21 protein-coding genes are annotated in these 24,315 nt (G+C 39.0%); 15 read left to right on the plus strand and 6 right to left on the minus strand.

Translation table 11 applies throughout. The annotated features are described in order from the left end of the window. The first annotated feature begins 600 nt into the window (after nucleotides 1-600). The gene (gene sbcD, locus B5D47_RS09780; protein ID WP_159443525.1) at nucleotides 601-1,905 is read left to right on the plus strand and encodes an exonuclease subunit SbcD; all 1,305 of its coding nucleotides are present in this window, start codon (nucleotides 601-603) and stop codon (nucleotides 1,903-1,905) included. A 41-nt stretch (nucleotides 1,906-1,946) separates the two neighbouring features. Beyond that, nucleotides 1,947-5,060 (plus strand): AAA family ATPase, encoded by a 3,114-nt coding sequence (locus tag B5D47_RS09785; protein ID WP_078931665.1) that lies wholly within the window; start codon nucleotides 1,947-1,949, stop codon nucleotides 5,058-5,060. A gap of 1 nt (nucleotide 5,061) precedes the next feature. Here B5D47_RS09785 and B5D47_RS09790 read toward each other — a convergent pair whose 3' ends face one another. Further along, entirely contained in the window at nucleotides 5,062-6,150 is a 1,089-nt protein-coding gene (locus B5D47_RS09790; protein WP_078931666.1) for an AI-2E family transporter, read from the minus strand. Nucleotides 6,151-6,319: 169 nt separating this feature from the next. On the opposite strand from B5D47_RS09790, the gene B5D47_RS09795 reads away from it, so the two are divergent. Both B5D47_RS09795 and B5D47_RS09800 read left to right on the plus strand, forming a co-directional pair. Continuing rightward, nucleotides 6,320-6,706 (plus strand): hypothetical protein, encoded by a 387-nt coding sequence (locus B5D47_RS09795; RefSeq protein WP_078931667.1) that lies wholly within the window; start codon nucleotides 6,320-6,322, stop codon nucleotides 6,704-6,706. 9 nt (nucleotides 6,707-6,715) lie between these two features. Beyond that, complete coding sequence (locus tag B5D47_RS09800; protein ID WP_078931668.1) at nucleotides 6,716-7,483, plus strand: tRNA threonylcarbamoyladenosine dehydratase; 768 nt, start codon at nucleotides 6,716-6,718, stop codon at nucleotides 7,481-7,483. Nucleotides 7,484-7,640: 157 nt separating this feature from the next. On the opposite strand, the gene B5D47_RS09805 is transcribed toward B5D47_RS09800, so the two are convergent. Beyond that, nucleotides 7,641-8,420, minus strand: coding sequence for a MetQ/NlpA family ABC transporter substrate-binding protein (locus B5D47_RS09805; RefSeq protein ID WP_078931669.1), 780 nt, complete (start codon nucleotides 8,418-8,420; stop codon nucleotides 7,641-7,643). 542 nt (nucleotides 8,421-8,962) lie between these two features. Here B5D47_RS09805 and B5D47_RS09810 point away from each other — a divergent pair. After that, nucleotides 8,963-9,151: a hypothetical protein gene (locus B5D47_RS09810; protein ID WP_078931670.1), complete on the plus strand. Its 189-nt coding sequence runs from the start codon at nucleotides 8,963-8,965 to the stop codon at nucleotides 9,149-9,151. 21 nt (nucleotides 9,152-9,172) lie between these two features. Here B5D47_RS09810 and B5D47_RS09815 read toward each other — a convergent pair whose 3' ends face one another. Continuing rightward, complete coding sequence (locus tag B5D47_RS09815; RefSeq protein WP_078931671.1) at nucleotides 9,173-9,598, minus strand: RrF2 family transcriptional regulator; 426 nt, start codon at nucleotides 9,596-9,598, stop codon at nucleotides 9,173-9,175. Between the two features lie 403 nt (nucleotides 9,599-10,001). Between B5D47_RS09815 and B5D47_RS09825 the strand changes: the two genes are divergently transcribed. The 6 genes from B5D47_RS09825 (at nucleotide 10,002) to B5D47_RS09855 (ending at nucleotide 16,488) form a co-directional block, all read left to right on the plus strand. After that, nucleotides 10,002-11,042 carry a methionine ABC transporter ATP-binding protein gene (locus B5D47_RS09825; RefSeq protein ID WP_200806574.1) on the plus strand — a complete coding sequence of 347 codons (1,041 nt, stop codon included), beginning with the start codon at nucleotides 10,002-10,004 and terminating at the stop codon, nucleotides 11,040-11,042. Next, entirely contained in the window at nucleotides 11,035-11,721 is a 687-nt protein-coding gene (locus B5D47_RS09830) for a methionine ABC transporter permease (protein ID WP_078931673.1), read from the plus strand. The genes B5D47_RS09825 and B5D47_RS09830 overlap by 8 nt, the downstream gene beginning before the upstream one ends. Before the next feature lie 154 nt (nucleotides 11,722-11,875). Next, entirely contained in the window at nucleotides 11,876-12,718 is an 843-nt protein-coding gene (locus B5D47_RS09835; protein WP_078931674.1) for a MetQ/NlpA family ABC transporter substrate-binding protein, read from the plus strand. 163 nt (nucleotides 12,719-12,881) lie between these two features. Further along, a complete protein-coding gene (locus B5D47_RS09840; RefSeq protein ID WP_078931675.1) occupies nucleotides 12,882-14,279 on the plus strand; it encodes an FAD-binding oxidoreductase in 1,398 nt (465 codons plus the stop codon). 193 nt (nucleotides 14,280-14,472) lie between these two features. After that, nucleotides 14,473-15,645 (plus strand): pyridoxal phosphate-dependent aminotransferase, encoded by a 1,173-nt coding sequence (locus tag B5D47_RS09850; RefSeq protein WP_078931677.1) that lies wholly within the window; start codon nucleotides 14,473-14,475, stop codon nucleotides 15,643-15,645. A gap of 183 nt (nucleotides 15,646-15,828) precedes the next feature. After that, nucleotides 15,829-16,488, plus strand: a complete 660-nt coding sequence (locus tag B5D47_RS09855) for a GntR family transcriptional regulator (RefSeq protein WP_143592673.1) — start codon at nucleotides 15,829-15,831, stop codon at nucleotides 16,486-16,488. Between the two features lie 94 nt (nucleotides 16,489-16,582). Here B5D47_RS09855 and B5D47_RS09860 read toward each other — a convergent pair whose 3' ends face one another. From B5D47_RS09860 to B5D47_RS09870, 3 genes are all read right to left on the minus strand, one after another. Beyond that, entirely contained in the window at nucleotides 16,583-17,230 is a 648-nt protein-coding gene (locus B5D47_RS09860) for a methionine ABC transporter permease (RefSeq protein WP_078931679.1), read from the minus strand. Then, the gene (locus B5D47_RS09865) at nucleotides 17,227-18,258 is read right to left on the minus strand and encodes a methionine ABC transporter ATP-binding protein (protein ID WP_200806575.1); all 1,032 of its coding nucleotides are present in this window, start codon (nucleotides 18,256-18,258) and stop codon (nucleotides 17,227-17,229) included. The genes B5D47_RS09860 and B5D47_RS09865 overlap by 4 nt, the downstream gene beginning before the upstream one ends. A gap of 145 nt (nucleotides 18,259-18,403) precedes the next feature. Further along, a complete protein-coding gene (locus B5D47_RS09870; protein ID WP_078931680.1) occupies nucleotides 18,404-19,258 on the minus strand; it encodes a MetQ/NlpA family ABC transporter substrate-binding protein in 855 nt (284 codons plus the stop codon). Between the two features lie 327 nt (nucleotides 19,259-19,585). Here B5D47_RS09870 and B5D47_RS09875 point away from each other — a divergent pair, with 327 nt between their 5' ends. From B5D47_RS09875 to B5D47_RS09890, 4 genes are all read left to right on the plus strand, one after another. Continuing rightward, the gene (locus B5D47_RS09875) at nucleotides 19,586-20,803 is read left to right on the plus strand and encodes a M20 metallopeptidase family protein (protein ID WP_078931681.1); all 1,218 of its coding nucleotides are present in this window, start codon (nucleotides 19,586-19,588) and stop codon (nucleotides 20,801-20,803) included. A 196-nt stretch (nucleotides 20,804-20,999) separates the two neighbouring features. Further along, nucleotides 21,000-22,034 (plus strand): 3-deoxy-7-phosphoheptulonate synthase, encoded by a 1,035-nt coding sequence (locus B5D47_RS09880; protein WP_078931682.1) that lies wholly within the window; start codon nucleotides 21,000-21,002, stop codon nucleotides 22,032-22,034. A gap of 226 nt (nucleotides 22,035-22,260) precedes the next feature. Continuing rightward, complete coding sequence (locus B5D47_RS09885; RefSeq protein WP_078931683.1) at nucleotides 22,261-23,097, plus strand: phosphohydrolase; 837 nt, start codon at nucleotides 22,261-22,263, stop codon at nucleotides 23,095-23,097. A 159-nt stretch (nucleotides 23,098-23,256) separates the two neighbouring features. Continuing rightward, a complete protein-coding gene (locus B5D47_RS09890; RefSeq protein ID WP_078931684.1) occupies nucleotides 23,257-24,312 on the plus strand; it encodes a glycosyltransferase family 4 protein in 1,056 nt (351 codons plus the stop codon). Nucleotides 24,313-24,315: the final 3 nt, after the last annotated feature.

A 24,315-nucleotide genomic window follows, 5' to 3' on the forward strand; every position in this document is an offset into this window, starting at 1 on the left:
GAAAAAATCAAATAAAAAACCTAATAAACATTAGGTTTCTAAAATAAAAACTTAGAAAGATTAGATGAAATCTAATATAAAAGATTGAGAAAAATCAAATAAAAAATCTAATAAATATAATAAAAAAGATTAGAAATATTAGAAAAAATCTAAACAGAAAATTGACGCGCGAGGATTGCCGTAGACGAGCTTATTTTTTGTTTTTGAGTAATTTGTCGGCTGCAGAAAATTGAAGCGGTTTTGAGGGCTTTTTTAAATTTTTAAGTTTTCAAAAAGCTAAAGGAAAAAAAATTTTTTTTGGACAGATAACCAAAGTGTTACAATTAAAACAGACAGAAAATTATGTAACAGTCTGGTTATTTATGGGAATATTTTATTTTAAAATATCAAAAAAAGATAAATGGGACTGTATATGTCCTTTTTGACGGTTTATAATTAAAAAAAAATTATTCAGGGAAAATTTATATTGCGGTAGGGATTGGAGCGGCGCGGAGCGTTGCCGGATTTTCTGCGGAAAATCAGGCAATGAAGGCGAGAGCCGGAACTGCGCAAAGCCCGGCGGCAACTTGTTGCCGAACCGCCCATATAAATAGAAAAAGAATGAAATTTATTCACACGGCTGACTGGCATCTTGGAAACAGGATGCACGATATTGACAGGACTTTTGAGGTCAAGGCGTTTTTTGAGTGGCTCAGGGGCGAGATTGTTTTGGAAAATGCCGAAGCGCTGGTTGTAGCCGGCGATATTTTTGATACTGTAAACCCTTCGACCGAAGCAAAAACGATTTTTCACGATTTTTTGTTTTCGCTTTTGGGAACTTGTTGTAAAAATGTTGTGATTGTCGGCGGAAATCACGATTCTGGAATGTTGCTTGATTCTGAAAAGTCGCTTTTGAGCGCGCTCAATATTTTTATTGTTGGTTCCGCGGCAAATTTAAAGATTGAGGACATGGTTTTTGAATTGAAAAATTCAGAAGGGGAGGCGAGGGCAGTTTGCGCGGCGGTTCCTTTTTTGAGGGAATCGGAGCTGAGAGAATTTTGCGATGAAAATTCGGAAGATGGAACTTTTTGCGACAAGGCTTATGGAAATTTTTATAAAAAAGTTTATGAGGAAGCGGAAAAAGTTAGGGCTGGAAGAAATATTCCGCTAATTGCGACTGGGCATCTTTATGCGGCAGACCTTGAAGGCAGGTTTGAAAACGTAAAAAAAGAAATTTCTGGCGATGATGGGCGAAAAATGCTTGATGTTGTTGGAAAACTTGGGTCGGTTCATGCCGGAATTTTTCCGAAAGAATTTGATTATGTTGCGCTTGGACATATTCATTATTCGACAAGGGTTTGTAAAAATAACAAAATTCGATATTCTGGCTCGCCTTTTGTAATGGGATTTGACGAAGCGAATATTGCAAGGTTTGTCTTGAGCGTGAATGCTGAAAAAAATTCTACAGAAGTAGAAAAAATTGAAATTCCAAAAACCGTGGAATTTAGGCGCTTGAACGGAGATTTTTTGACAATTCGCACGGAACTCGAAAAATATCTGGACAAAAAAACGACCGTCGAGACTTTTTTGGAACTTTATTATAAAAAAGAAGCCGGAATAAATATTTACGATCAGCTTGAAGAACTTATAAATTCGCTCGAAGAAAAAAATGTCTATGTCGTAAACCTTCGGGTTCAAGAAAGCGAAAATTCGGGTGATTTTTTTAACGAAACTTACGACATGGAAGAAATGGCGGCTTTAAAACCTGAAAAAATTTTTGAAAATTTAATTTTGGCAAAAAGCAGGATTGAAACTGAAGGAAAAACTGCGGACGAAGTTGAAAAAGAAAAAAATGAGATTGTAGGAACTTATCTTCCTTTTTTTATGGAAACTTTTGCTGAAATGGAAAATGAGCCGGAAGAATGATTTTTTTGAATTGGCGGCGTTAAAAACGGAGAATTAAGCAGATGAGAATTTTAAAAATAGAAATTGAAAATTTAAATTCACTCAAAGGTTATTGGAGCATTGATTTTGAACATCCAGATTATAAAAAAAATCACGACCTTTTTGTAATAAGCGGTGAGACTGGTTCTGGAAAAACTACAATTTTGGACGCGATAACGCTCGCTCTTTACGGACGGACTCCAAGACAAAAAAGCATAAGGTCGGAAAACGAAGTTATGACCCGCCACACCGCAAATTGTATGGCGCGCGTAACATATTTTTGTAAAAACGGAAAATTTGAGTCGAGTTTTGAGCAAGGCAGGGCGCGCGGAAACTGCAATGGAAATTTAACAAAATGTGAGTTTTATATAAAAAATCTTGAAACTCAGCAAAAAGAAACTTTTAAGACGGAAAAATCGATTTCAGAAAGAACTGCGGAAATAATTCACCTTGATTATGACGAATTTTGCCGGTCGGTTATGCTTGCGCAAGGCCAGTTCGACACTTTTATAAACGGAGATTCTCGAAAAAAAGCGGAAATTCTTGCAAAATTGAACGGAACTCAAAAATACAGAATTTTTGCACAGAAAATTTGGGCGAAGGCAAATGAAGAAATTAAAAAATTTAAGGAATTAAAGGAAAAAACAGAGGAAATTCGGGTTTTGACGGAAGATGAGGTAAACGCGCTTAAAGAAAGCCAGAAAAATTTTTCTGAAAAAACAAGTCAAAATCAAAACAAAACAGCAAAAATTCTTGATTCGATAAATTGGCTGGATTTGCTTGAAAATGCAGGTTTAAAAAAGGATTCCGCTGTTAAGAACAGAAAGTTGTTTGAAGAAGATGAAAAAAAATTCGAGGAAAAAAAGCAGATTCTTTTAAAGGCGGAAAATGCCGGAAAGTGCGAAGTTGAATACGTCACTTTTAAAAATTTAGAAAAACAGCAGGCGGAAAGCGGGGAAAAACTGAATTTTTCGAAAAGTGAATTGAAAAAAATCGAAGCGGAATCGGAAATTGCAGAAAAAAATGCCGGAGATTCAAAAAAACAGAGGGAAAATGCAGAAAAAGAGCTGGAAGAAAATTCTAAAATTTGGAATGAAGTGCGAAAAATTGACGCTGAACTTGTGCCGCTAAAAAATACCTGGAATACTTGCCTTGAGCGAAGAATAACTGCCGAAAACGAATTTATTCAAAAAAAGAGCGCTTTAGAAACACTTTGCAAAAAAATTGAAGAGCTTGACGGGAAAAAACAAAGGCTTTCGGTTTTTGTAAAAGAAAATGCGGCTGACGAAAAATTGCAGCGAATTCTTCCGGTTTTAATTCAATTAAAAGACAGTTTTTTTGCTCAAAAACAAAAATTGGCGGACTTTGAGAGTGAATTAAGACGAGAAGAGCAAAAATTTGAGAAAGCAGATTTTGAAAAAGGCGAAATTTGTTCCGAATTGGAAAAAGCCTCTGAAAAGTTAAAAAATCTCGTAAATTCAAATTATATTTTGGTTTCGACGATTATCCGCGATTCCTTAAAAGAGGGAAATTCCTGTCCTGTCTGTGGCTCAAAATTTCATAAAGAATGTGAAAAAAACGCAAAAAAAGAAGATTTTGTTCAAAACGATAAAAAATCAAGTCTGGTAAAAAACGAAATTCTTGAATTGAATGAAAAAATTGAGGAGGGGAGGGCGGAACTTCAAAAAATTGAACTGCAAATTTCTGCCGGAAAAAACAAAATTGAGACTTTAAGAAAAAATTTTGCGGAAAAAGACGCAGAATCTTCAAAAATTATAGAAAAAATCAATTCGGAAATTTTGCCCTGGTCGCTCGAAGTTCAAAAAAATGAAACTGAAGAAAAAATTTTGGTTTTAATAAGCGGTTTGGAATCAAGAAGCAGAAATTTTATTCAGCAAAAAGTGGAACTTGAAGACTGTGTTGATGAAATTGAAAAACTCAAAATTCAAAAAAATGGATTTGATATAGAGAAGATAAAAGAAAATCTCGAAAAAGAAAAACTTGAATGTGAAAAAGCGGAAAAAATTTATAATTTAAAAAGGCTTGAACGTGAAAAAATTTTTGGCGAAAAAAATGTTGATTTTGAAGAAAAAATTTTAAAAGAAAAAGCTGAAAAATTAAAAAAACTTGCGGAAAATTTTGCTGAAGAAAAAAGCAGGGTTTTGGAAAGAAAAGCAAGAATTTGTTCGGAAGTTGAAAATTTTAAGCTTGCAATTGAAAAAAATGAACCGGTTTTGCAGGAAAAACAGAACGCGCTCGAAAAAAAACTTGCCGAAAACGGTTTTTTGAGTGTTTTGGAACTGGAAAACTGTCTTTTGAGCAAGGAAAAAATTCCTGAGTTAAAAAAAGAGCAGGAAAATTTAGAAAAACGAAATCTTGAAACTTTGCAGGATTTAAAAAATTCAACTGAGGAATTTGAAAAAATTCAAAACGAAAAAAAGACGGATTGTTCTAAAAATGAGCTTTTGGCAGAAAAAAATGAGCTTGAAAAGGAAATTGCCGAGGCAAACCAGCAGATTGGAAGCATAAAAAATCAGCTGGCGGAAAATGAGAAACAGGGAGAAGCTTTAAGAATTGCCCGTCAAAATCTTGAAAAAAGCGCAAGACAAAAGGCTATTTGGGAGCAAATTCAAAAATTTATTGGAAAATCGACCGGCGAAGATTTTGAGGTTTTTGTCGAATCTTTGGCGTTAAAAAATCTTCTGGTAATTGCAAACCGCTATGTTTTTGAAATTTCTGGAAAATATACGCTTGTGCAGAAATCCGGCGAAGTTGATTTTGTTGTTCACGACGAAAATTATCCTGACGAGAGGGATAACCGTTCTGTTACAAATATGAGCGGCGGAGAAAGATTTATAATCAGTCTTTCTCTTGCTTTGGGAATTGCTGAGCTTGCAAGCAGAAATGTGCGCGTTGATTCTCTGTTTTTGGACGAAGGCTTTGGAACTTTGAGCGGAGAACCTTTGACTCAGGCGATCTCCGCTTTAAAATCTCTTCAAAATAAAGGCAAAATGCTTGGAATAATTACGCACATTGACGCTGTAATTCAAGAATTTGACCAGAAAATTCAAGCCGTAAAGAAAAACGGCGGAGTGAGTGAACTGGCCGGTTCTGGAATTACAAGGCAAAAGATGTGATTTAGTTGCTTTTGTTTCCCAAAAAAACGGCAATTGGTTTTAGATAGGAAATATTTTCGCAGACAATTTTTATTATAACCATTAACGGAACTGCAAGAATCATTCCTAAAATTCCCCAGAGCCAGCCGGCAAGAGAGAGCGAAACAAGAATAACAAACGGCGAAATGCCGAGATTGTCGCCTTCAATTTTTGGTTCAATTACGTTTCCAAGAATCATATTTACGGCAATAACCCAGATTCCGATTATAATTGGAGCAACCGGCGACGGATAAAACTGGATGATTGAAAAAAGAATTGTGATTGCGCAGGAAGCTATTGAGCCAAACGTTGGAATAAAATTGAAGCAAAAAGCCAGAAATGCCCAGACCAGAGGAAAGTCCATTCTTGTGAGTGCGCACGCAAAAAAAATAAAAATTCCGGTAAAAAGCGAAATTACGAATTTAATCGAGATGTAATGAGTTGTGTCTTTTATGATGTTGTGCACGATTTTTATGACGCGCAGGTTGTGTTCGTCTGTAAATGCGAGCCGAACCTTGTGCTTTGTCTTTTTAAATTCTGCAAGCAGAAAAATTGACAGCAAGACTACGAGAAAAAGAGTTTTCATAAAAACTACGACAGAACCTGTAAAGTCAATCGCAAGAGATTTTAAATATTCAAGAATATTGAACTGGTTGTTTAAATTTGCAAAAAGAGAAGCTTCTTCATCAAAATTTAAAAGTGCAAAAAATTTGGAATTTGGATGGGCTTCGATTGCGAGACGGATTGAGTCTTGAATTGCATTGAAACGTTCCTGGTAGCGTGGAATTGCAAGAACAACTGCCTTAAAACTTGCCGTAAGAATGTTTGCAACAAGAAAAAATGCGACAAAAAACGCAATGTATACGATTACGGTCGAAAGCCACCATGGAAGTTTTATAAAAAGGCAGAGGCGTCTTATGAGAGGATAAAAAACAAGAGACAGTAAAACAGCAAGCACGACAGGCTTAAAAACATCCGCCATTACCTTAAGAAGCATTCCGCACAAAATTGTTAAAAAGAATAGAAGGATGAAAAAAATCCCTTTTAAAAATTTATTGTTTTGGTTTTCCATTTGTTTTTTCCTTTAGGGTAGTTTAGTAGAGTCGTTGTCTAAATTCAATTGGTTAAATTAAAGCGGAACGGTAATTTTAAGTTTTATTTTTTTAGGCAGGCATTTTCTAAGGTCGTTTTAAGGTCGATTGATAAAACACAAAGTTTGGAGTATAAAATTTAGAATAATTATGAATGAAGAAGATAAATTTTTATTAAAGACATTAAAAAAAATATATTCGCAGATTTTGGATGAGCGGACGGAGCTTTTGCGTTCTGACGGAGAAAATGCACGGATTGCGGCGGAATATGACGATTCAATTGCGCGCTTAAAAAGGCTTTTGCCTGAAATTCACGAAGTTTTTGATATTTACAGGCTTGAAGAAGAGGATTTTGTTTTTATTATCGAAACTTTAGAAATGTACTGCGAAAGTTTTATTATTGACGGTCGGACTAAAGATTCAAAGGAACGCGACGAAAAAGAATTTAAAGAATTGCAAGATTTTTTGGATCAGTTTTATGACGACGAGTCTGACGAAGATGAGGAGTCTGATGAAAATTTTGAGGATGAAGAATAATTTTTATTTATGAAAAATCAGTTTGAAAGAATTTGCCTTACTTTTGGCAAAGACAGAATGGAAAAAATTTTTGCTTCAAGAGTGATCGTTTTTGGAATTGGCGGAGTTGGAAGTTATGTTGTCGAAGCTCTTGTCCGTTCTGGAATTGGAGCAATTGATATTGTTGATGATGATACGGTTTGCCTGTCAAATATAAATCGTCAGCTTTTTGCCCTTCATTCGACGCTTGGAAAAAACAAGGTCGATGCTGCCGAAGAGCGGATTTATGACATAAATCCGGAATGCAAGGTTACAAAGCACAAAGTTTTTTTTACGCCGGAAACCGCCGGTCAGTTTGATTTTTCGGTTTATGATTATGTCGTTGATTGCATTGATACTGTAACTGGAAAACTTGCAATTATTGAAAAGGCAAAAGAAGCCGGAGTGCCGGTTATAAGCAGCATGGGAGCCGGAAACAAGGTTAATCCGTCTTTGCTGGAAGTTGCCGATATTTCGAGGACGAGCGTTTGTCCGCTTGCCAGAGTTATGCGCAACGAACTTAAAAAACGCGGAATTAAACGGTTAAAATGCGTTTTTTCGACAGAAAAAGTAATTCCTCCGAAAGAAGGTGAATTTAATTCTGATGAAATTGAAGAAAAAAATTGCGGACATTTAAAAAGGCAGACTCCAGGAAGCAATGCTTTTGTTCCGCCGGTTGCAGGCCTTATGATTGCAGCAGAAGTTGTAAAGGATTTGACCGGTTTTTTTGTGACGAATCTTTTTAAGAACGGAAAATAAATTTTTTAAGGAAAACTTACGCCTGATTGGAGCAGCGCGCAAGCGTTGCAAAGAAAGCTGTGATTAAAAATCACGGTTTTCTTTGCAATGGAGCGAAAAGCGGAACTGCGCAAAGCAGGTTAGACCGCAGAATTTCGTCCGAATTTAAAAGCTTTTTTTAGAAAACTGTAACAACTTCGCCGTTTGGGTATTTTTTGTTGATGTATTCTTTTACTTTTTCGCTTTCGATTGCCTTGATGAGGGCTTTGATTGCCGGTTTGTTTTCGTTGCCGGCTTTTACTGCGATTACGTTTACATAAGGTGAAGATGAGCCTTCAACAAAAAGTCCGTCTTTTTTTGCAGAAAGTCCTGCTGGAAGAGCGTAGTTTCCGTTGATTACAGCGGCGTCAACGTCGTCGAGTACGCGTGGGAGCGAAGCGGCTTCGATTTCTTTGAATTTAAGTTTGAGAGGATTCTTTTTAACATCGAGAGGTGTTGCTTCGATACCTGCGCCTTCTCTCAAAGTGATAAGTCCTGCTTCCTGAAGGAGCAAAAGCGCGCGTGCTTCGTTTGTAGGGTCGTTTGGAATTGCTACTGAGGCTTTCTTTTTGAGGTCTGAGAGCGACTTGATTTTGTGAGAATAAACTGCGAATGGTTCAACGTGAATTCCTGCTGCGTTTACAAGGTGATAGCCTCTTTCTTTGTTGAACGATTCGAGGTAAGGAATGTGCTGAAAGTAGTTTGCGTCAATGTCGCCTGATTCTACAGCATCGTTTGGTGTTACATAATCAGTAAATTCGATTACCTGAAGGTCGATTCCCTGTGCCTTGAGATCATCTTTTACAAGGTTGAGGATTTCTGCGTGTGGCTCTGGAGTTGCTCCAACTTTGAGAACTGTCTGTGCGTTTACCGCAACTGCTGCAAGTAAAGCCGATGTGATTGCCAGGATTTTTTTCATATCTTACATCTCCTTAATAAAACACCGCGTTAGCGGCGAGACACGGATGGCGAGAATCACAGTTTGTGAAAGCAACGCTTGAGCAAACTGTAATGATAAAAATTACACGGATGTAATTTTTATCATGCCTCCTTTGTCGATATTTTGATTGCCGATAGATATACTAGGTAATAATTTTTATGTCAAGAGTTACAAAAATTATTTTTAAATCGGCATTTGTTAAAAAATGTAGCAAACTTTTTGAACTGCGACAACTGTAATAAAAATTATCGGCCTATCGACAAAAAATTATTTTTTTATTAAAGTTAAAGTATCTTTTTTTGGAGGTGCATGAAAAATGGCAGTTTATTTTGAAAAACTCGTACGCCAGAATTTCCGCAACGGTGTCATGCGCCTTTCTCCTCGTGCCCTTTAATTTTTTAACAGATTAAATTTCCTGCTTTTTAAATTTTTCCGGGCAAATTCTCTTTTTTTATTTATCCTTTTTTTTGACAACAGGCTTATTGTTTTTTTGCCGTGCTGTCTTTTGTTGCGGAGTTTTTATGGAATTTTCAAATTATTGTTTTGATACGCTTTGTGTTCAGGGTAGTCCAGAGGCAAAAGTCTGGGTTGACCGTGGAACAATGTTCGGGATTGAAGGAGAGAAGTTTCAGAGAATAAATTGCGCCACTCCAAGAAAAATTCTCGAAGCGGCGCTTAAAGCGATTTGCGGCGAGTTTAAGAATAATTGAACGGAGGATTGAAGTTTTTAATTAAATTACGTAGTCAAAACCGTTAAATTCGCGGTTTTTTTCGGCAATTTGTTCGAGGGTAATGCTGTCAACGTAGTGGTTTACTGCTTCGTCAAAACCTTGCCAAAAAGCGTCGTTTCCGACGGAAGAAACTGTATTTCCTTCTGATACACCTTTTGGGCTTAAATTGCCTTCCATTGCCCGCAGAATTTCTCCGGCTGTGTATTGGTCTGGAGTTTTTGCGAGCCTGTAGCCGCCGTTATTTCCGCGCAAACCGACAACAAGTCCGGTTTTGCTGAGCTGCATTAAAATTTGTTCGGCATATTTTATGCTCAGGTTGTGGCGGTGGCTTAAAATTTTTAGAGCTACGTATTTTGAAGGGTCTTGTTCTGCAAGGTCGGTCATAAGCAAAAGCGCGTATTGACCCTTTGTTGAAATTTTTAACATAGAAGTATCTCCAGGAAAAATTTTCCTAAAAAGGGATTTTTTAGAAGTGTTATAAGAATAACCTATAGAATTGGTAGTATTATAGCATTTTTTTTGATTTTTCCAAAGCGATATTTATAGAAAAAAATTGCGTGGCAGGCACGCTGCGAGATTTTGCTGGCGCAAAACAGATGGACAAGGGATTTTTGCGTGGCAAGCACGCTGCGAGATTTTGCTGGCGCAAAACTCGATTATCGACGTGTTCGCTGAAGCGAACGGCCTTGTCCTTGCGGACAAGGGATTGAAGTACCGCGGAGGCGTTCCGGAGTAAAACGGAGGAATGGAGCGCTGCGGCGCGGAAGTACGGAAAGCCCGGTTTTTGCGAAAGCAAAAATGGCCCAAAAAATTTAAAATGGAGGTTTTTGTGGCAATTATTGAATTAAAAAACATAACCAAAACCTTTGAGCAGGACGGAAAAATTTTTGACGCGGTTAAAGATGCTTCTGTTTCGGTTGAAAAAGGCGAAATTTATGGAATTATCGGTTTTAGCGGCGCTGGAAAGTCGACTCTGGTGCGGACGATTAACCTTCTTGGAAGACCGACTTCTGGGCAGGTGATTGTAAAAGGAAGGGATTTTCTTTCGCTTTCGGAAAAAGAACTGCGACAGGAACGAAAAAAAATTGGAATGATTTTTCAGCATTTTAATTTGATGAAAAGCCGCAACGTTTTTGAAAATGTTGCTTTTCCGTTAAAACATTCTGGACTTTCTAAGGAGCAGATTTCGCAAAAAGTTCATTCGCTTTTGGAACTTGTAGAAATTAACGACAAGGATAAAAATTTTCCGTCGCAACTTTCCGGCGGTCAAAAACAGCGTGTTGCGATTGCCCGTGCTCTTGCCAACGATCCGGATATTTTGCTTTGCGATGAAGCGACGAGCGCTCTTGACCCGACAACGACAAAGGCGATTTTAAAACTTCTAAAAAAGCTGAATAAAAAACTTGGGCTTACGATTGTAATCATTACGCACCAGATGGAAGTTATAAAAGAGATTTGCGACAAAGTTGCGGTTATGGAACACGGAAAAATTGTTGAACAGGGAGATGTTTTCGATATTTTTGCAAATCCGCAGAACGAAGTTACAAAACGCTTTATTAAGGCGACTTCGAACTTAACAAAAATCGAAGAATTGATTGAAGAAGACAGTCCGGTTGTTCATCTGGAAAAAGGCGAATATCTTGTCCGTTTTTCGTATATTCAAAAAAATGTGAGCGAGCCTTTAATCAGTGCGACTTCGCGAATTTACGATGTGACGATGAATATTATTTTTGCAGAAATTGAAATTGTTCAGAATGCGCCAATCGGTGGAACAATTGCAATTATCAGCGGAAAAAAAGAAGCGATTGAACGCGCTCTTGAGCATATCCGCGAAGAAAATGTTGGCGTGGAGGTTTTAAAAAATGCTTGAGTTTTTGACAAAAATTCTTCCGAACTTGATGGCGAATAAGCGCTATGTGAATTTTGGAATTTCGATTGTTCAAACTTTGCAAATGACGCTCTGGTCTGGCGCAATAAGTTTTGTTTTGGGGCTTGCTTTTGGAATTATCCTTGTTGTTACAAAAAAAGGAGCGATTCTCGAAAACAAGATTGTTTATCAGATTTTGGATAAACTGATAAATTTTTTCCGCTCGATTCCGTTCATTATTTTGCTTACGGGAGTTATGCCGTTGAGCCGGCTTATTATGGGAACTTCGATTGATGTCCGCGGTGCGATTGTGCCTTTGGTTTTTGGAACTGTGCCGTTTTTTAGCCGGCAGATTGAAACCGCTCTTGCAGAAGTTGATTCCGGTCTTGTAGAAGCAGCCGTGAGCATGGGGTTGAGTCCGTGGGATATTGTTCTTCGGGTTTACCTGAAAGAGAGCATTGGGCCTATTGTCCGCGGAACTATGATTACGACAGTAAGTTTGATCGGATTGACGGCAATGGCAGGAGCAGTTGGAGCTGGCGGTCTTGGAAATTTTGCAATTCAGTACGGGCACGATATGAATATGCAGGACATAACCTGGCTTACGATTATTTTGCTTGTTATTGTTGTAAATCTTATTCAATGGGCAGGCACAAATTTTATAAAAAAACACACACATTAAAAAAAATTGCTTAAAAAAGCAAAAATATAAAAAAACTATTGCACAAAAAAAATAAAAGTTGTATAAACAAAATATAGTTTACCTAGCGATTTAGTAGGAAACGAAAAACAAAAAGACGGTTTTTCAGAAATTCTGTCTTTTAAGGGAGATTCTTATGAAAAAAAACATTGCGATTTTGGCGAGTGCGCTTGCACTTATTTCGGTTTTTTTTACTTCTTGCGGTGAAAAAAAATCAAACACAGTAAAACTTGGGGTTGTCGGAGCAATGTACGAAGAAATCTGGAAACCTGCAAAAGAAGCGCTCAAGGCAGAAGGAATTGACCTTCAGGTTGTGCTTTTTACAGATTACAGCACTCCAAATACAGCGCTTGCAAACAACGATATTGACCTTAACGCTTTCCAGCACAGAATTTTTTTGGAAGCAGATTCGGCTTCCCGCGGATACAATTTAAAGATTATCGGAAACACGTTCATTATTCCGCTCAACCTTTATTCAACAAAGGTAAAATCTGTAGCAGAACTTAAAGAAGGTGCAGTTGTTGCAATTCCAGACGACGTTACAAACGGCGGACGCGCTCTCAAAGTTTTGCAGGCGGCAGGACTGGTAACTCTCAACGAAAATGCCGGTTTTAATCCAAGAATCAACGACGTTCTTACGAGCAAAGTTCAAATTAAAGAACTCAAGGCGAACACAATTCCTTCAGCATTGCCAGACGTAGACGCAGCGATTATCAACGGAAACTACGCTCTGAGCTTTGGAATTAAAACAGAAAGCGCAATTTTTGCCGACACAAGCCTTACAGAAAAAAATTACTGGAACTTGATTGCCGCAAATGCCGAAAGCCTCAAAGATTCGGCAAAGGTGGAACTTTTCCGCAAAGTCGTAGCGGCATTTCAGACAGCCGAAACCGAAAAAATCTTTAACGAAAATTACGGCGGATATTTTATCAAGGTGGGCTGGGACGAAGACGAACTTTCTGCCCGCCTCTCAGAATAAAAAATCAGGCTCAAACCTCCGGACTTTTTGTTTGGAGGTTTTTGCAATTAAAAAAGGAGGGGAAAGTCTTCCCCTGCGCGTCCACTTTGTTGGCCGCTACCCCTTCTAGCGGGGACACCCCGCAACGCCCCGGGTTTATCCGTTTAAAAAGGAAATATATTATATGGAAGAAATTAAACAACTTTCAAAAATTATAAAAGACGAAAGCCGGATTATTTACGGTGAAAAAATAGAAAAAAAATTTCTTTCGGACACATTGGGGCGCAAGCAGGGAAAAGCGTCAGCTCTTGTTTTTGTAAAATCGACGCAGGAAGTGAGCGAAGTTTTAAAATTTGCCCACAAAAATAAAATTCCGGTAACTCCGCGTGGAGCTGGAACAAATCTTGTAGGTTCGACAGTTCCGTTTGAAGATGCAATTATAAGCGATTTTTCGCAGATGAACAGAATTCTCGAAATCGACAGGGAAAATTTTACAGCGACTGTTGAACCGGGCGTTATTCTGCAGGATTTTCAAAAATATGTAGAAAGCCTTGGACTTTTTTATCCGCCGGATCCCGGCGAAAAAATGGCATCAATCGGTGGAAACATAGCGACAAATGCCGGCGGAATGCGTGCTGTAAAATATGGCGTTACAAGAAATTATGTAATGGGACTGGAACTTGTGCTTGCGGACGGAACAATAATTCAAACTGGTTCAAAAAACCGCAAAGATACAACTGGTCTTGATATAAAAGACCTTGTGATTGGTTCTGAAGGAACACTTGCCGTCATAACAAAATGTCTTTTAAAACTCGTTGGCAAACCGGAAAGTTCTGCAAGCCTTTTAATTTCGTACGACAGTCTTAAGGCTGGAATTGAATCTGTGCCGCTTATTTTAAATGCAAATATAAATCCGACCGCAGTTGAATTTATAGAACGAAAAGTTGTCGAAATGGGCGAAAATTTTTTGAACAGCATAAGTCCTGCCGAAAAAAATATTCATTATCCTGATGCTGATTGCAAAGCCTATCTTTTGATTACTTTTGACGGAAGCAGGGCGGAAATTGACGCTGCTATTTTAAAATTAAAAGAAATTGTAAAAAATATAAGCCGCGGCGTTTTTGTTCTGAACGGCACCGAACAAAGTGCAAATATCTGGCGGGTGCGCGGTTGTCTTGTAAAATCTGTGGAAGCGGTGAGCGAGCAGGAGCCTTTGGATATTGTTGTGCCGATTAGCCAGGTTGATAAATTTGTGGAGTATGTAAACAGTCTCGAATCAGAAACTGGCATGCAAATGATAAGTTTTGGACACGCCGGAGACGGAAATGTCCATTTGTGCGTGGTTCGTGGCAGCCGGAGCGAAGAAGCCTGGCAAAAAGAACTGCACGAAAATCTCAAAAAATTGTATGAACACACGCACATTCTTGGAGGCCTGATTTCGGGTGAACACGGACTTGGTGTAAGCAAGCGCGAATTTTTCTTTGGGCAGACTCCACAGGAAAATGTAGCATTGATGAATGCTATAAAACAGGCGTTTGACCCGGAAAAAATATTGAACAGAAAAATTAGTTATGTAAAATAATTGGTACAAAACGAGCGGCCTTTGTTTTTAAAGCCAAGGGATTGGAAGGGCGGCAAGGCCGTTGCGGAACGAAGCGGAGCAATGCAGGCGAAAGCCGGAACCCTGCAAAGCCCGGTTTTTGTCAGCCAGCAAAACTGGCTGACAAAAATGGCCCAAAATAATAAAAAAATTTTAGATAAGAGGCAAAACAGCAATGAAATCTTTATCTGTTAGAACTGCAAATTTTACTGATTCGGTTATACGCAGAATGACGCGAATTTCGTTAAAATACGATGCTGTAAATTTAAGTCAGGGATTTCCGGATTTTGAACCGCCAAAGCCCATTTTGGACAGGCTTGCGCAGGTTGCTTACGAAAATTTTCATCAATATTCGTTAACGTGGGGAGCGCAGAATTTTCGCGAAGCGTTGGCGGCAAAACAGTCAAAATTGATGGGAATTCCTGTCGACCCGAATTCCGAAATTGTGACGACTTGTGGCGGAACAGAGGCGATGATGGCGGCAATGATGACGATTTGTAATCCTGGCGACAAAGTTGCGATTTTTTCTCCATTTTATGAAAATTACGGAGCGGACACAATTCTTTCTGGCGCAGAACCGGTTTATATTCCACTTGTTCCGCCAAAGTACAATTTTGATCCGGAAAAACTCGAGGACGCATTCAGGGCTGGAGCAAAAGCGCTGATTTTGTGCAATCCTTCAAATCCGTGCGGAAAAGTTTTTACTCTTGAAGAAATGACGGTGATTGCCGGACTTGCAAAAAAATACGATGCCTATGTTGTAACCGATGAAGTTTACGAGCATATTATTTACGCACCGAACAAAATGGTTTATATGGCGGCGCTTCCAGGCATGAAAGAACGGACAATTGTCTGCGGTTCTCTTTCAAAAACTTATTCGCTTACAGGCTGGCGCCTTGGTTATACAATTGCTCCTCCAGAAATTACCGACCGGATAAAAAAAGTTCATGATTTTTTGACGGTAGGAGCGGCCGCGCCTTTGCAGGAAGCAATAGTTACCGGTTTAAAATTCGGGCAGGAATATTACGACGAATTGACGGAAAAATACACTCACAAACGCGACATAATGTGCAAAGGGCTGGATTCAATCGGTCTTAGGCACAATGTTCCGGAAGGCGCTTATTACATAATGATTGATTTTAAGGATTATATGAAAAAACTCAACGTGACGAGCGATCTTGAGTTTGCAGAAATTCTTTGCCGTGATGTTGGAGTTGGAATGGTTCCGGGTTCTAGTTTTTTTAAGGAAAATGTAAACGACTATCTGCGGATTCATTTTGCCAAAAAAGACGAAACCTTGAACTCAGCCCTCGAGCGGCTTTCAGAAATCAACCGAAAGTTAAAATAAAATTCGGCTGGCGACAGGCAGACAAAAAAACGTTTTAAGAATTCTTAAAGCGCGAAAAAATCTGCCAGACCCAGCCAGACCCGGCTTATCTATGCTCTATACTCGATTTATTTCCTTTGAAATTTAATGCACGATATATTAAAATAAAACCATATTTTGCATAATAACCAATGGGGGTTAGCTGTGTCTGGTTTGATTAAAAAAATTAGTTTGCGCGATCAGGTTTATGAATATTTAAAGAAAGGAATTTTAAATCAGGATTTTAAACGTGGCGAAAATATAAATCTTGACGAACTTTGCCGGACTCTCGGTGTAAGCAACACGCCGATTCGCGAAAGCATAAACTTGCTTGTAAAAGAAGGGTTGATAGAATACAAGCACAATATGGGATTTTTTGTAATCGATCCAGACAAAAAGACGGTAAACGAAATTCTACAGGTTGTTTTTTTTCTTGTAGTTGCAGCGTACCGATTTTGCTATCGCAGTGGAAAAATGCAGAAAGTTTTGCCGGCGCTCGAAGCCCAGCTTCAAAAACAAAAAAAACTTTTGGACGAAGGCAATGCGGTTGGATATATCGACATTACGCACGATTTTGAACGCTGCATAATCGAAGGTGTCGGAAACTCAATGCTGGTTAAAGAATATGATGCCAAAGAAACCTTAATGGCATTTATTTCGACCTATTATTCTGACAACAAGCTGGAAGCCCTAAAAACAATTTACGCACAGCACGCGCATATTCTCGAGCTTATGAAAGCTGAAAAACTCGAAGACGCCGTGCTTGCAATGCGCGAACATTATTATAAACCGGAACTTTATGTAAACGGCCAGAATCAAAAATAAAATTCGGGCGTTCCGGCTAAAGCCGTCGCTATGTTCCAGGTTCCGCTTATGCTCCAGCCGCCTGCGGCGGCCGGCTTTGCCGCCTTGCACAGCGCTAACGCTTTTTTGCCGAACGGGTTCCAATCACTTGGATTATCTGAACAAAAATAATCAAAATTATAACTGTGCTTGTCATTAACGGCGTGTTAAATCTTTGATAACCGTAAGTTAAAGCTAAATCGCCGACTCCGCCGCCACCGACAGCTCCAGCCATTGCTGTTGCTCCGAGCAAGCCAACAGTTCCTGTCGTAATTCCCAAAATAATCGAACCTTTTGCTTCCGGCAGAACAAATTTAAAAATTGTCTGAAAAATTGTCGCTCCCATCGCCTGGCTTGCTTCTATAATTCCCTTGTCAGTTTCAAAAAGCGCGTTTTCTATGAGCCGTGCAAGATACGGAGCAATGTATGCCGTAAGAGGAACAAGCGCTGCTGTTGAGCCTACGCGGGTTCCGACAATTGCTTTTGTAAACGGCATAATGTACACAATCAAGATTATAAATGGAACTGAACGGATTATATTTATAATTGCGCTTATTATATTGTAGACAATTTGATTTTGCTGTATTCCGCCTTTTCGTGTTAAAAAAAGAATTATTGCAAGCGGAAAAGCGATTAAAAGTCCTGCTAAAAGAGAAATTCCTACCATATAAACAGTTTGGCCTATGCTTAGCCAGATTTTTGAAGCGCTGATTCCAAATATCATAGTTTAACCTCCACTGCCGGAACATTGTGTTCCTTAAAAAAAGTTTCTGCTGCCGTTAATTGTTTTTCTTCGCCAGTAATCTGCACTGTCTGAAAACCTACAACTTTTCCTTCAAGTTCTGTGACAGTTCCGTACAAAATCGAAATGTTTACGCCAGTTTCTTTGATTGCAAGCGACATAATCGGGTTGTCGGCGTTTTTTCCGTCAAAACGCAATCGAACAACTTTTTGAGGCTTGTCGTAATCGCGTAAATAAGTTTTTACACTTTCCGGCAACTGGTCGTTAATTACAGTGCGGATAAAACCTTTTGTAGTTTCTTTTTGAGGATTTCCAAACACGTCGATTACATTTCCGCTTTCGACAAGTTCGCCTTTTTCCAGAACAGCAACTTTATTGCAGACTTTTTGAATTACGTTCATTTGGTGTGTAATCATAATAATCGTAACGTTTAAATCTTTATTTATTCTTTGTAAAAGCTCCAGAATTGAATCTGTGGTTCTAGGATCTAAGGCGCTTGTTGCTTCGTCGCAGAGCAAAATTTCTGGATTGAGAGTCAAAGCCCGTGCAATTCCAACGCGCTGTTTTTGACCGCCGGAAAGTTCGTTTGGAAAGAAATTTGCTTTTTCGTCCAGTTCAACAAATTTTAAAAGCTGGTTTACGCGGGCTGTAATTTTTGATTTTGGCCAATGCTCAAGTTCCAGAGGAATTGCAATATTTTGAAAAACCGTGCGGCTTTCGAGCAGATTAAAATGCTGAAAAATCATTCCAATATTTTTCCGAAAACCGCGAAGGTTTTCGCCTCTTAATTCAAGGACATTTTCGTCATTTACAATTACGCTTCCCGAAGTTGGTTTTTCCAGGGCATTTATCATACGCACAAGAGTTGATTTTCCAGCTCCAGAAAAACCGATTACGCCAAAAATGTCGCCTTTTTGCACAGAAAGCGAAATATTTTTTAGAGCGTGAACTTCGGAATTTTTGGATTTGAAAGTTTTGCTGATATTTTTAAATTCGATAATATTTTTCATAAAAACTCCTGCGATTTTGCGTTAGGGATTGGAAGGGCGGCAAGGCCGTTTGCGGTTGCAAGCAACCGCAAATGCAGGCAAAAGCCGGAACCCTGCAAAGCCCGACCGCCGCTTGCGGCGGTAACGCCCTTAACTTTTGCAAATTTTAATTGAATTCGTATTCTTTTGGAACCCAGAAAAGTCCGTTTTCGTAATTTGTTTTTTCGAGATAAGCTTTAAATTCTGCGCTGTGGTAGGCGGCAACTAAGTCCTTTGCCCACTGGGAGTTTACATTGTCTTCGCGGACAACAACCTGCAAAATCAAGTGTGGAAGAACATCTTCCTTTGCGAGAGCTGTGCTGGCGTCAATTCCGGCATTGTAAACGATTGAACCCGTGATTATTACAAAGTCAAAATCGTCCTGAACCTGAGGAATGTTCAGGCTTTTCATTTCGGTAAACTGAATGTTGTACGGATTTGACGCAATATCTTCGCTTGTGACCGTCGAAAGATTTACATTTTCGCGCAAAGTAATCCAGCCGATTTTCTGAAGCAGAACATAAGCCCGGGCTGTGTTTGCCGGGTCGTTTGGAACGGCAACTTTCGGTTTTTTAATATTCTTAATTTCGTCCGCCGATTTGTAATGGCTCGAAAACATGCTTGCCGGAACTGTCGGAATCGGTGTAATCGGAACAAGATGTCCGTTGTTTCCTTTGTTGTAGTTTTGAGCGTAAGCTGTGTGCTGTTCAACGTTAAAATCAACATCGCCGCCATTTACAGCATCGTCCGCCAAAGCAAGTTCAGAATAGTCGTAGCCTTTTAAGCTGTAGCCTTTTTCTTCCAGAATCGGTTTGATTGCGTTTTCAAAAAGCACGGTGTAAGGTCCTTGCGAACGGCTGTAAGTGAGCGTTTTTTTTGCCGGATCCGCATTTTTGTTGGACTCAGCCTTTTTTGTGCAGCCCATCAATGCCGCTCCAGAAATAATTAAAGTTGTTAATAAAAATAATTTTGTAACTCTCATAAAAACCTCCTGTGAGTTGCATTTTTTTGGGTGCTTCCTTCGCCTTGCTCAGGCCGGGTGTTCCAACGTTGCGCTTTCGCTCCAGCCGCTTCCTTCGCTCTGCTCAGTCCAGTGGCCGCCTTCGGCGCGGTTCCATACCCTAGCACTTTTTTACTTCCCTAAAACCTATTGACTAACTAGGTAAAAGCGATGTATAACAAATACATCAAAAAAACCTAGTATGTCAATAGGTTATGCAGAAAAAAAATATAAAAAATATTTTTTTGCATAAACGGATAAAGCGGAGTGTTTACAAGTTTGCGTTGCAAGCTTTATAGGAGGCAAAAAATGAACAATTTATCGGCAAAAGAAAATTCTGCAACGTCAGAAAATAATTCATCATCCTTTATAGAAGCAAAAAATCTTTTGGAATACATGTGGGAACAGCGTTGCTATTTTCATTCTCATCCGGAACTTGGCCTTAAAGAATTTGAAACTTGCAACAGAATCGAACAGGAACTTAAAGCTTTAGGTTTATCTCCTTACAGGGTTGGCCAGACAAACGTAATCGCCGAAATTGACAGCGGACGTCCCGGCAAAACTCTTTTTTTGAGGGCAGACATAGACGCTCTTCCTGTTCAGGAAGCAAATAATGTTCCATATAAGAGCCAAAATCCTGGAATTATGCACGCCTGTGGACACGACGGCCATGCGGCTTATCTTCTTGGAACGGCAAAACTTTTATTAAGCCACAAGGCGGATTTTTTTGGAAAAGTTATTTTGTGCTTTCAGGCTGCGGAAGAAATTGGCAAAGGCGCCCGCCAGATTATTGAAGCAGGTGTTTTGGACAAGGTTGACAGGACTTTTGGAATTCACTTTCAGGCGGGAATGGAAGTTGGAAAAATCGGCGTAAAAACTGGAGCGGACATGGCGAGTTGCGACCGGATAAAAATCAAAATTCACGGAAAAGCGGCTCATATTACAAGACCTCAGGACGGAGTGGATTCTGTTTTTATTGCAAGTTTAATCGTTGCAAAACTTCATACTGTTGTTTCGAGAGTGATTTCGCCGGTTGAAGGAGCGATTTTGGGAATCGGTTCTGTTCATTCTGGAACAACGTACAACATAATTGCCGGTGAAGCCGAAATTGAAGGAACAATCCGCACTTTTAGCGCAGACAGCCGAAAAAAACTTGCAGAAAAAGTTGAAAAAATCGCAAAAAATACGGCAGAAGAATTTGGGGGCAGAGCAGAAGTCGAGATTGAAGATATTTGCGATCCTTGCACAAACCCAAAAGAAACAGCAGAAGAAGTTGTAGAATCGGCAAAAAAAATCACAGCGCCAGAAAATGTAATTACAGACTTGGAAAAACGTTTTGGTTCGGACAATTTTGCAGATTATTCAAGAAAAGCTCCTGGAACATATGTCCACGTAGGCTCTTCCGACAACGAAAAAAACAGCTGGCCGCATCACAACGAACATTTCGACTTGGCAAAAGAAAGTCTGGCGTATGCCGCTGCCCTGGCATTGCAGTATTCGCTGGATTATCTGAACAAAAGTTTGTAAAAATGCATGTGTTCAGTAAGTTTTAGTGTGCAAAAAGCGCATTTGGCCTCTTCTCTTACACAGCAAAATGCGCTCAAAAAGATTTTAACGCGCTTATAAATTTACTTTATTTTTTATAGCCGTTTTGTTATAATTACTATAAATAGAAACGAAAGAATCTGCCAGATTTGTGCGGATTTTTGCGGAGGAAAATTTTATGGATATGCAGATGAACTTTGTTCGCAAACTTCCAGTTCCGGCTGAATTAAAAAAACAGTTTCCGCTCGGAGAAGAAGTTACAAAAATTAAAGAAGAACGCGATCAGATTATAAAAAATATTTTTGAAGGCAAGGACGACCGCTTTTTGCTGATTATCGGTCCATGTTCTGCCGACAACGAAACTGCCGTTCTCGACTACATGAACCGCATGGTAAAAGTTCAGGAAAAGGTTAAGGATAAGATTTTTATTATTCCACGCGTATACACAAACAAACCGCGCACAAAAGGAACTGGCTATAAAGGCATGTTGCATCAGCCTGACCCGACAAAAGGCGAAGATATGCTTGCAGGAATCATTGCAATCCGCGAAATGCATACACGCGTCGTAAAAGAAACAGGCTTTACCTGCGCCGAAGAGATGCTCTATCCAGAAAACCACCGTTATCTTTCTGACTTGCTCGCTTACGTTGCAGTTGGCGCTCGTTCAGTCGAAGACCAGCTGCACAGAATTGTCGGAAGTGGTGTTGGAATTCCTGTCGGAATGAAAAATCCAACTTCTGGCGACATTTCCGTAATGATGAATTCAATCACAGCCGCTCAGGCGCATCAAAAATTCTTGTACCGTGGCTGGGAAGTAACGACAGACGGAAATCCTCTCGCACATGCAATTTTGCGCGGATATGTGGATGCTTACGGCCGGGCTCATGCAAACTATCATTACGAGGATTTGCGTGCGCTGATTGACGCTTATGCCGAATCAAAACTTCAAAATCCTGCCGTAATCGTAGACTGCAACCATTCAAATTCCGGCAAAAAATATCTTGAACAGATAAGAATTTCAAAAGATGTAATCCATAGCTGCCATTCGTCTGAAGACATAAAAAAAATCGTAAAAGGCCTTATGATTGAAAGTTATCTCGAAGACGGCGCGCAGGCAATTGGCGACGGAGTTTACGGAAAATCAATTACCGATCCGTGTCTTGGCTGGGAAAAAACCGAAAAACTGATTTACGACCTGGCAGATTATCTGTAATTTTTGTATTCGGGCGGCTTTTAGACAGTCTTGCGACAGTCTAAAACCGGGCTTTACGTACTTCCGCGTCTTCGCGCTCCATCGTTTTGCTTTGCAAAACGACGCCTTCGGCGGTACTCCAATCCCTGCCGCAAAAATTGACCAAAAAATATTAGTTTTTGTTTAAAAAAAGGTTAAAATTTCATACAAATGAAATTTTAACCTTTTTTAATGTTATAATGGCATTATGAAATCTGTAAAAGAAATGTCGGTTGACCAAAAATTGGTTCAGCTTGCAAAAGAAATAATTGAACTTACGCCAGAAAAAGACGAGCTTCCGCTCAAAGTAATCGAAATTTTAATCAACGATGAAGAAGTGCAGGCGATTCAGGATTATGCAAATACTGTTTCGATAGTTCGACTTGGCTTTAACGACCATGGACCTGTTCATATGCGCACAGTCTGCCGGAATGCGCTTAAAATGCTTAAAATTCTCTACACTTGCGGCATAAAAACCAGCCTCGAAAACGAAAATGCCGGAAGTTTTTCTGACAGCGTAACAGCGGTTGTAATTGCAAGTTTTTTTCACGATTTTGGAATGACGATTGGCAGACAGGATCATGAGCTTTATTCAGGAATTCTTGCATTCAACATGATAGAAAGAATTTTAAAAACTGTGCTTCCAGAATCAAAAGACCTGAACCGGCGGGTTATAATCCGTTCTATGGCGCTTGAAGGAATCCTTGGTCACATGGGAACAAGAAAAATTCATTCTATAGAAGCAGGGCTTATTCTTATTGCCGATGGTTGCGACATGACAAAAGGACGCGCCCGAATTCCTATGGAAATGAATTCAAAACCGTCTGTTGGCGATATTCACAAATATTCTGCAAATTCAATCGAAAAAGTAAAAATTCTTCAAGGTAAAGAAAAACCAATAAAAATCGAAGTGCATATGAGCGCTGACGTTGGATTCTTTCAAATTGAGGAAGTTCTTCTGCAAAAAATAAACAACAGCCCGGCAAAAAACCTTGTGGAACTGTTTGCAGGCGTTGAAGGGCAGGACGAAAAGCAATATTTATAAATTTTAGTTACAAAATCTACAAAAGTAGTTTTTTTTGATAAAATTTCAAACTTAATATTGCAAAAAACAGTTTGAAAATTTATCATAGGCTCATAGGCTCATAGGCTCATAGGCTCATAGGCTCATAGGCTCATAGTGTGTATTTTGGAGGAGTTTAGCATGCTTTTAGCCATTCTTGGCACATTTGTATTGTCTCTAGTTTTTTGTCCGCTGATTATTAAAATTTGCAAGAGATTAAGTCTTTATGATGAAGTTGATCCGCGCAAAATTCATACGGGAAACATTCCTCGTCTTGGCGGAATTGCAGTTTTTGCCTCTCTTTTAATTGTCTGGTTTTTTGTCCGTTTTGTTTTTAAAATCGTCGTGCTTAGTTCTTATTGGCCTTTATTCATAGGTTTTGCAATTATTCTTATTTTTGGAATTTTGGACGACATTTTTAATATGCGCGCAAAATTAAAGTTTTTAATGCAGATTTGTGCAGCTTTAATTGTGAGCGTAAGTCCTTATCATTTTACAACATTTTTATATTGGAAATTTCCGCCTTTTGTCGGCGAAATTCTTACTTTTTTCTGGATTATTTCAATTGTAAATGCTTATAACCTGATTGACGGAATGGACTGTGTTTGCTCAGGAATCTCATTTTTTGCCTGTTTTTCAATAGGTTTTATGCTTTTTAAAGCACATAACGGCATGAGCCTTATTTATTTTATGCTCTGCGCTTCTTTGCTCGGATTTATGTATTGGAACAAGCCAAATGCAAAGATATTTTTGGGCGATGGCGGAAGTCAAACTTTGGGATATTTGATTGCCGTTTCTCCATTTTTCTTTTTTGACAATCCAAGGTTTAATTTCCGTGAAATTCCAATGATGGTTCTTATGTGCTCAATTCCGTTGACAGACGTAATTGCTGCGGTTTGGAGACGATTGCGTGAGCACAGAAAGATTTTTAGTCCTGACAGGGCACATATTCATCACAAACTTTTGAATATTGGTTTTTCAAAAAATGCGGCAATTTTGTTTTTGCTGTTAATTCAGGCAACTGTTACACTTGCAATTATTATTTCATATTTTATGAAGGATCTTGCGGCAATTTGTCTTATGGCATTCTGTCTGATTTTTGTATGGGTAATTTTTATTATTTTCCATTATTTAAACAGAGCGGTCAATCTTTCGCATAAAGGCAAGTTGGAAGACCATCCAATGGCTGAACATTAAAAT

Origin of the sequence: Treponema berlinense, from assembly GCF_900167025.1 — a bacterium.
GTDB lineage: Bacteria > Spirochaetota > Spirochaetia > Treponematales > Treponemataceae > Treponema_D > Treponema_D berlinense.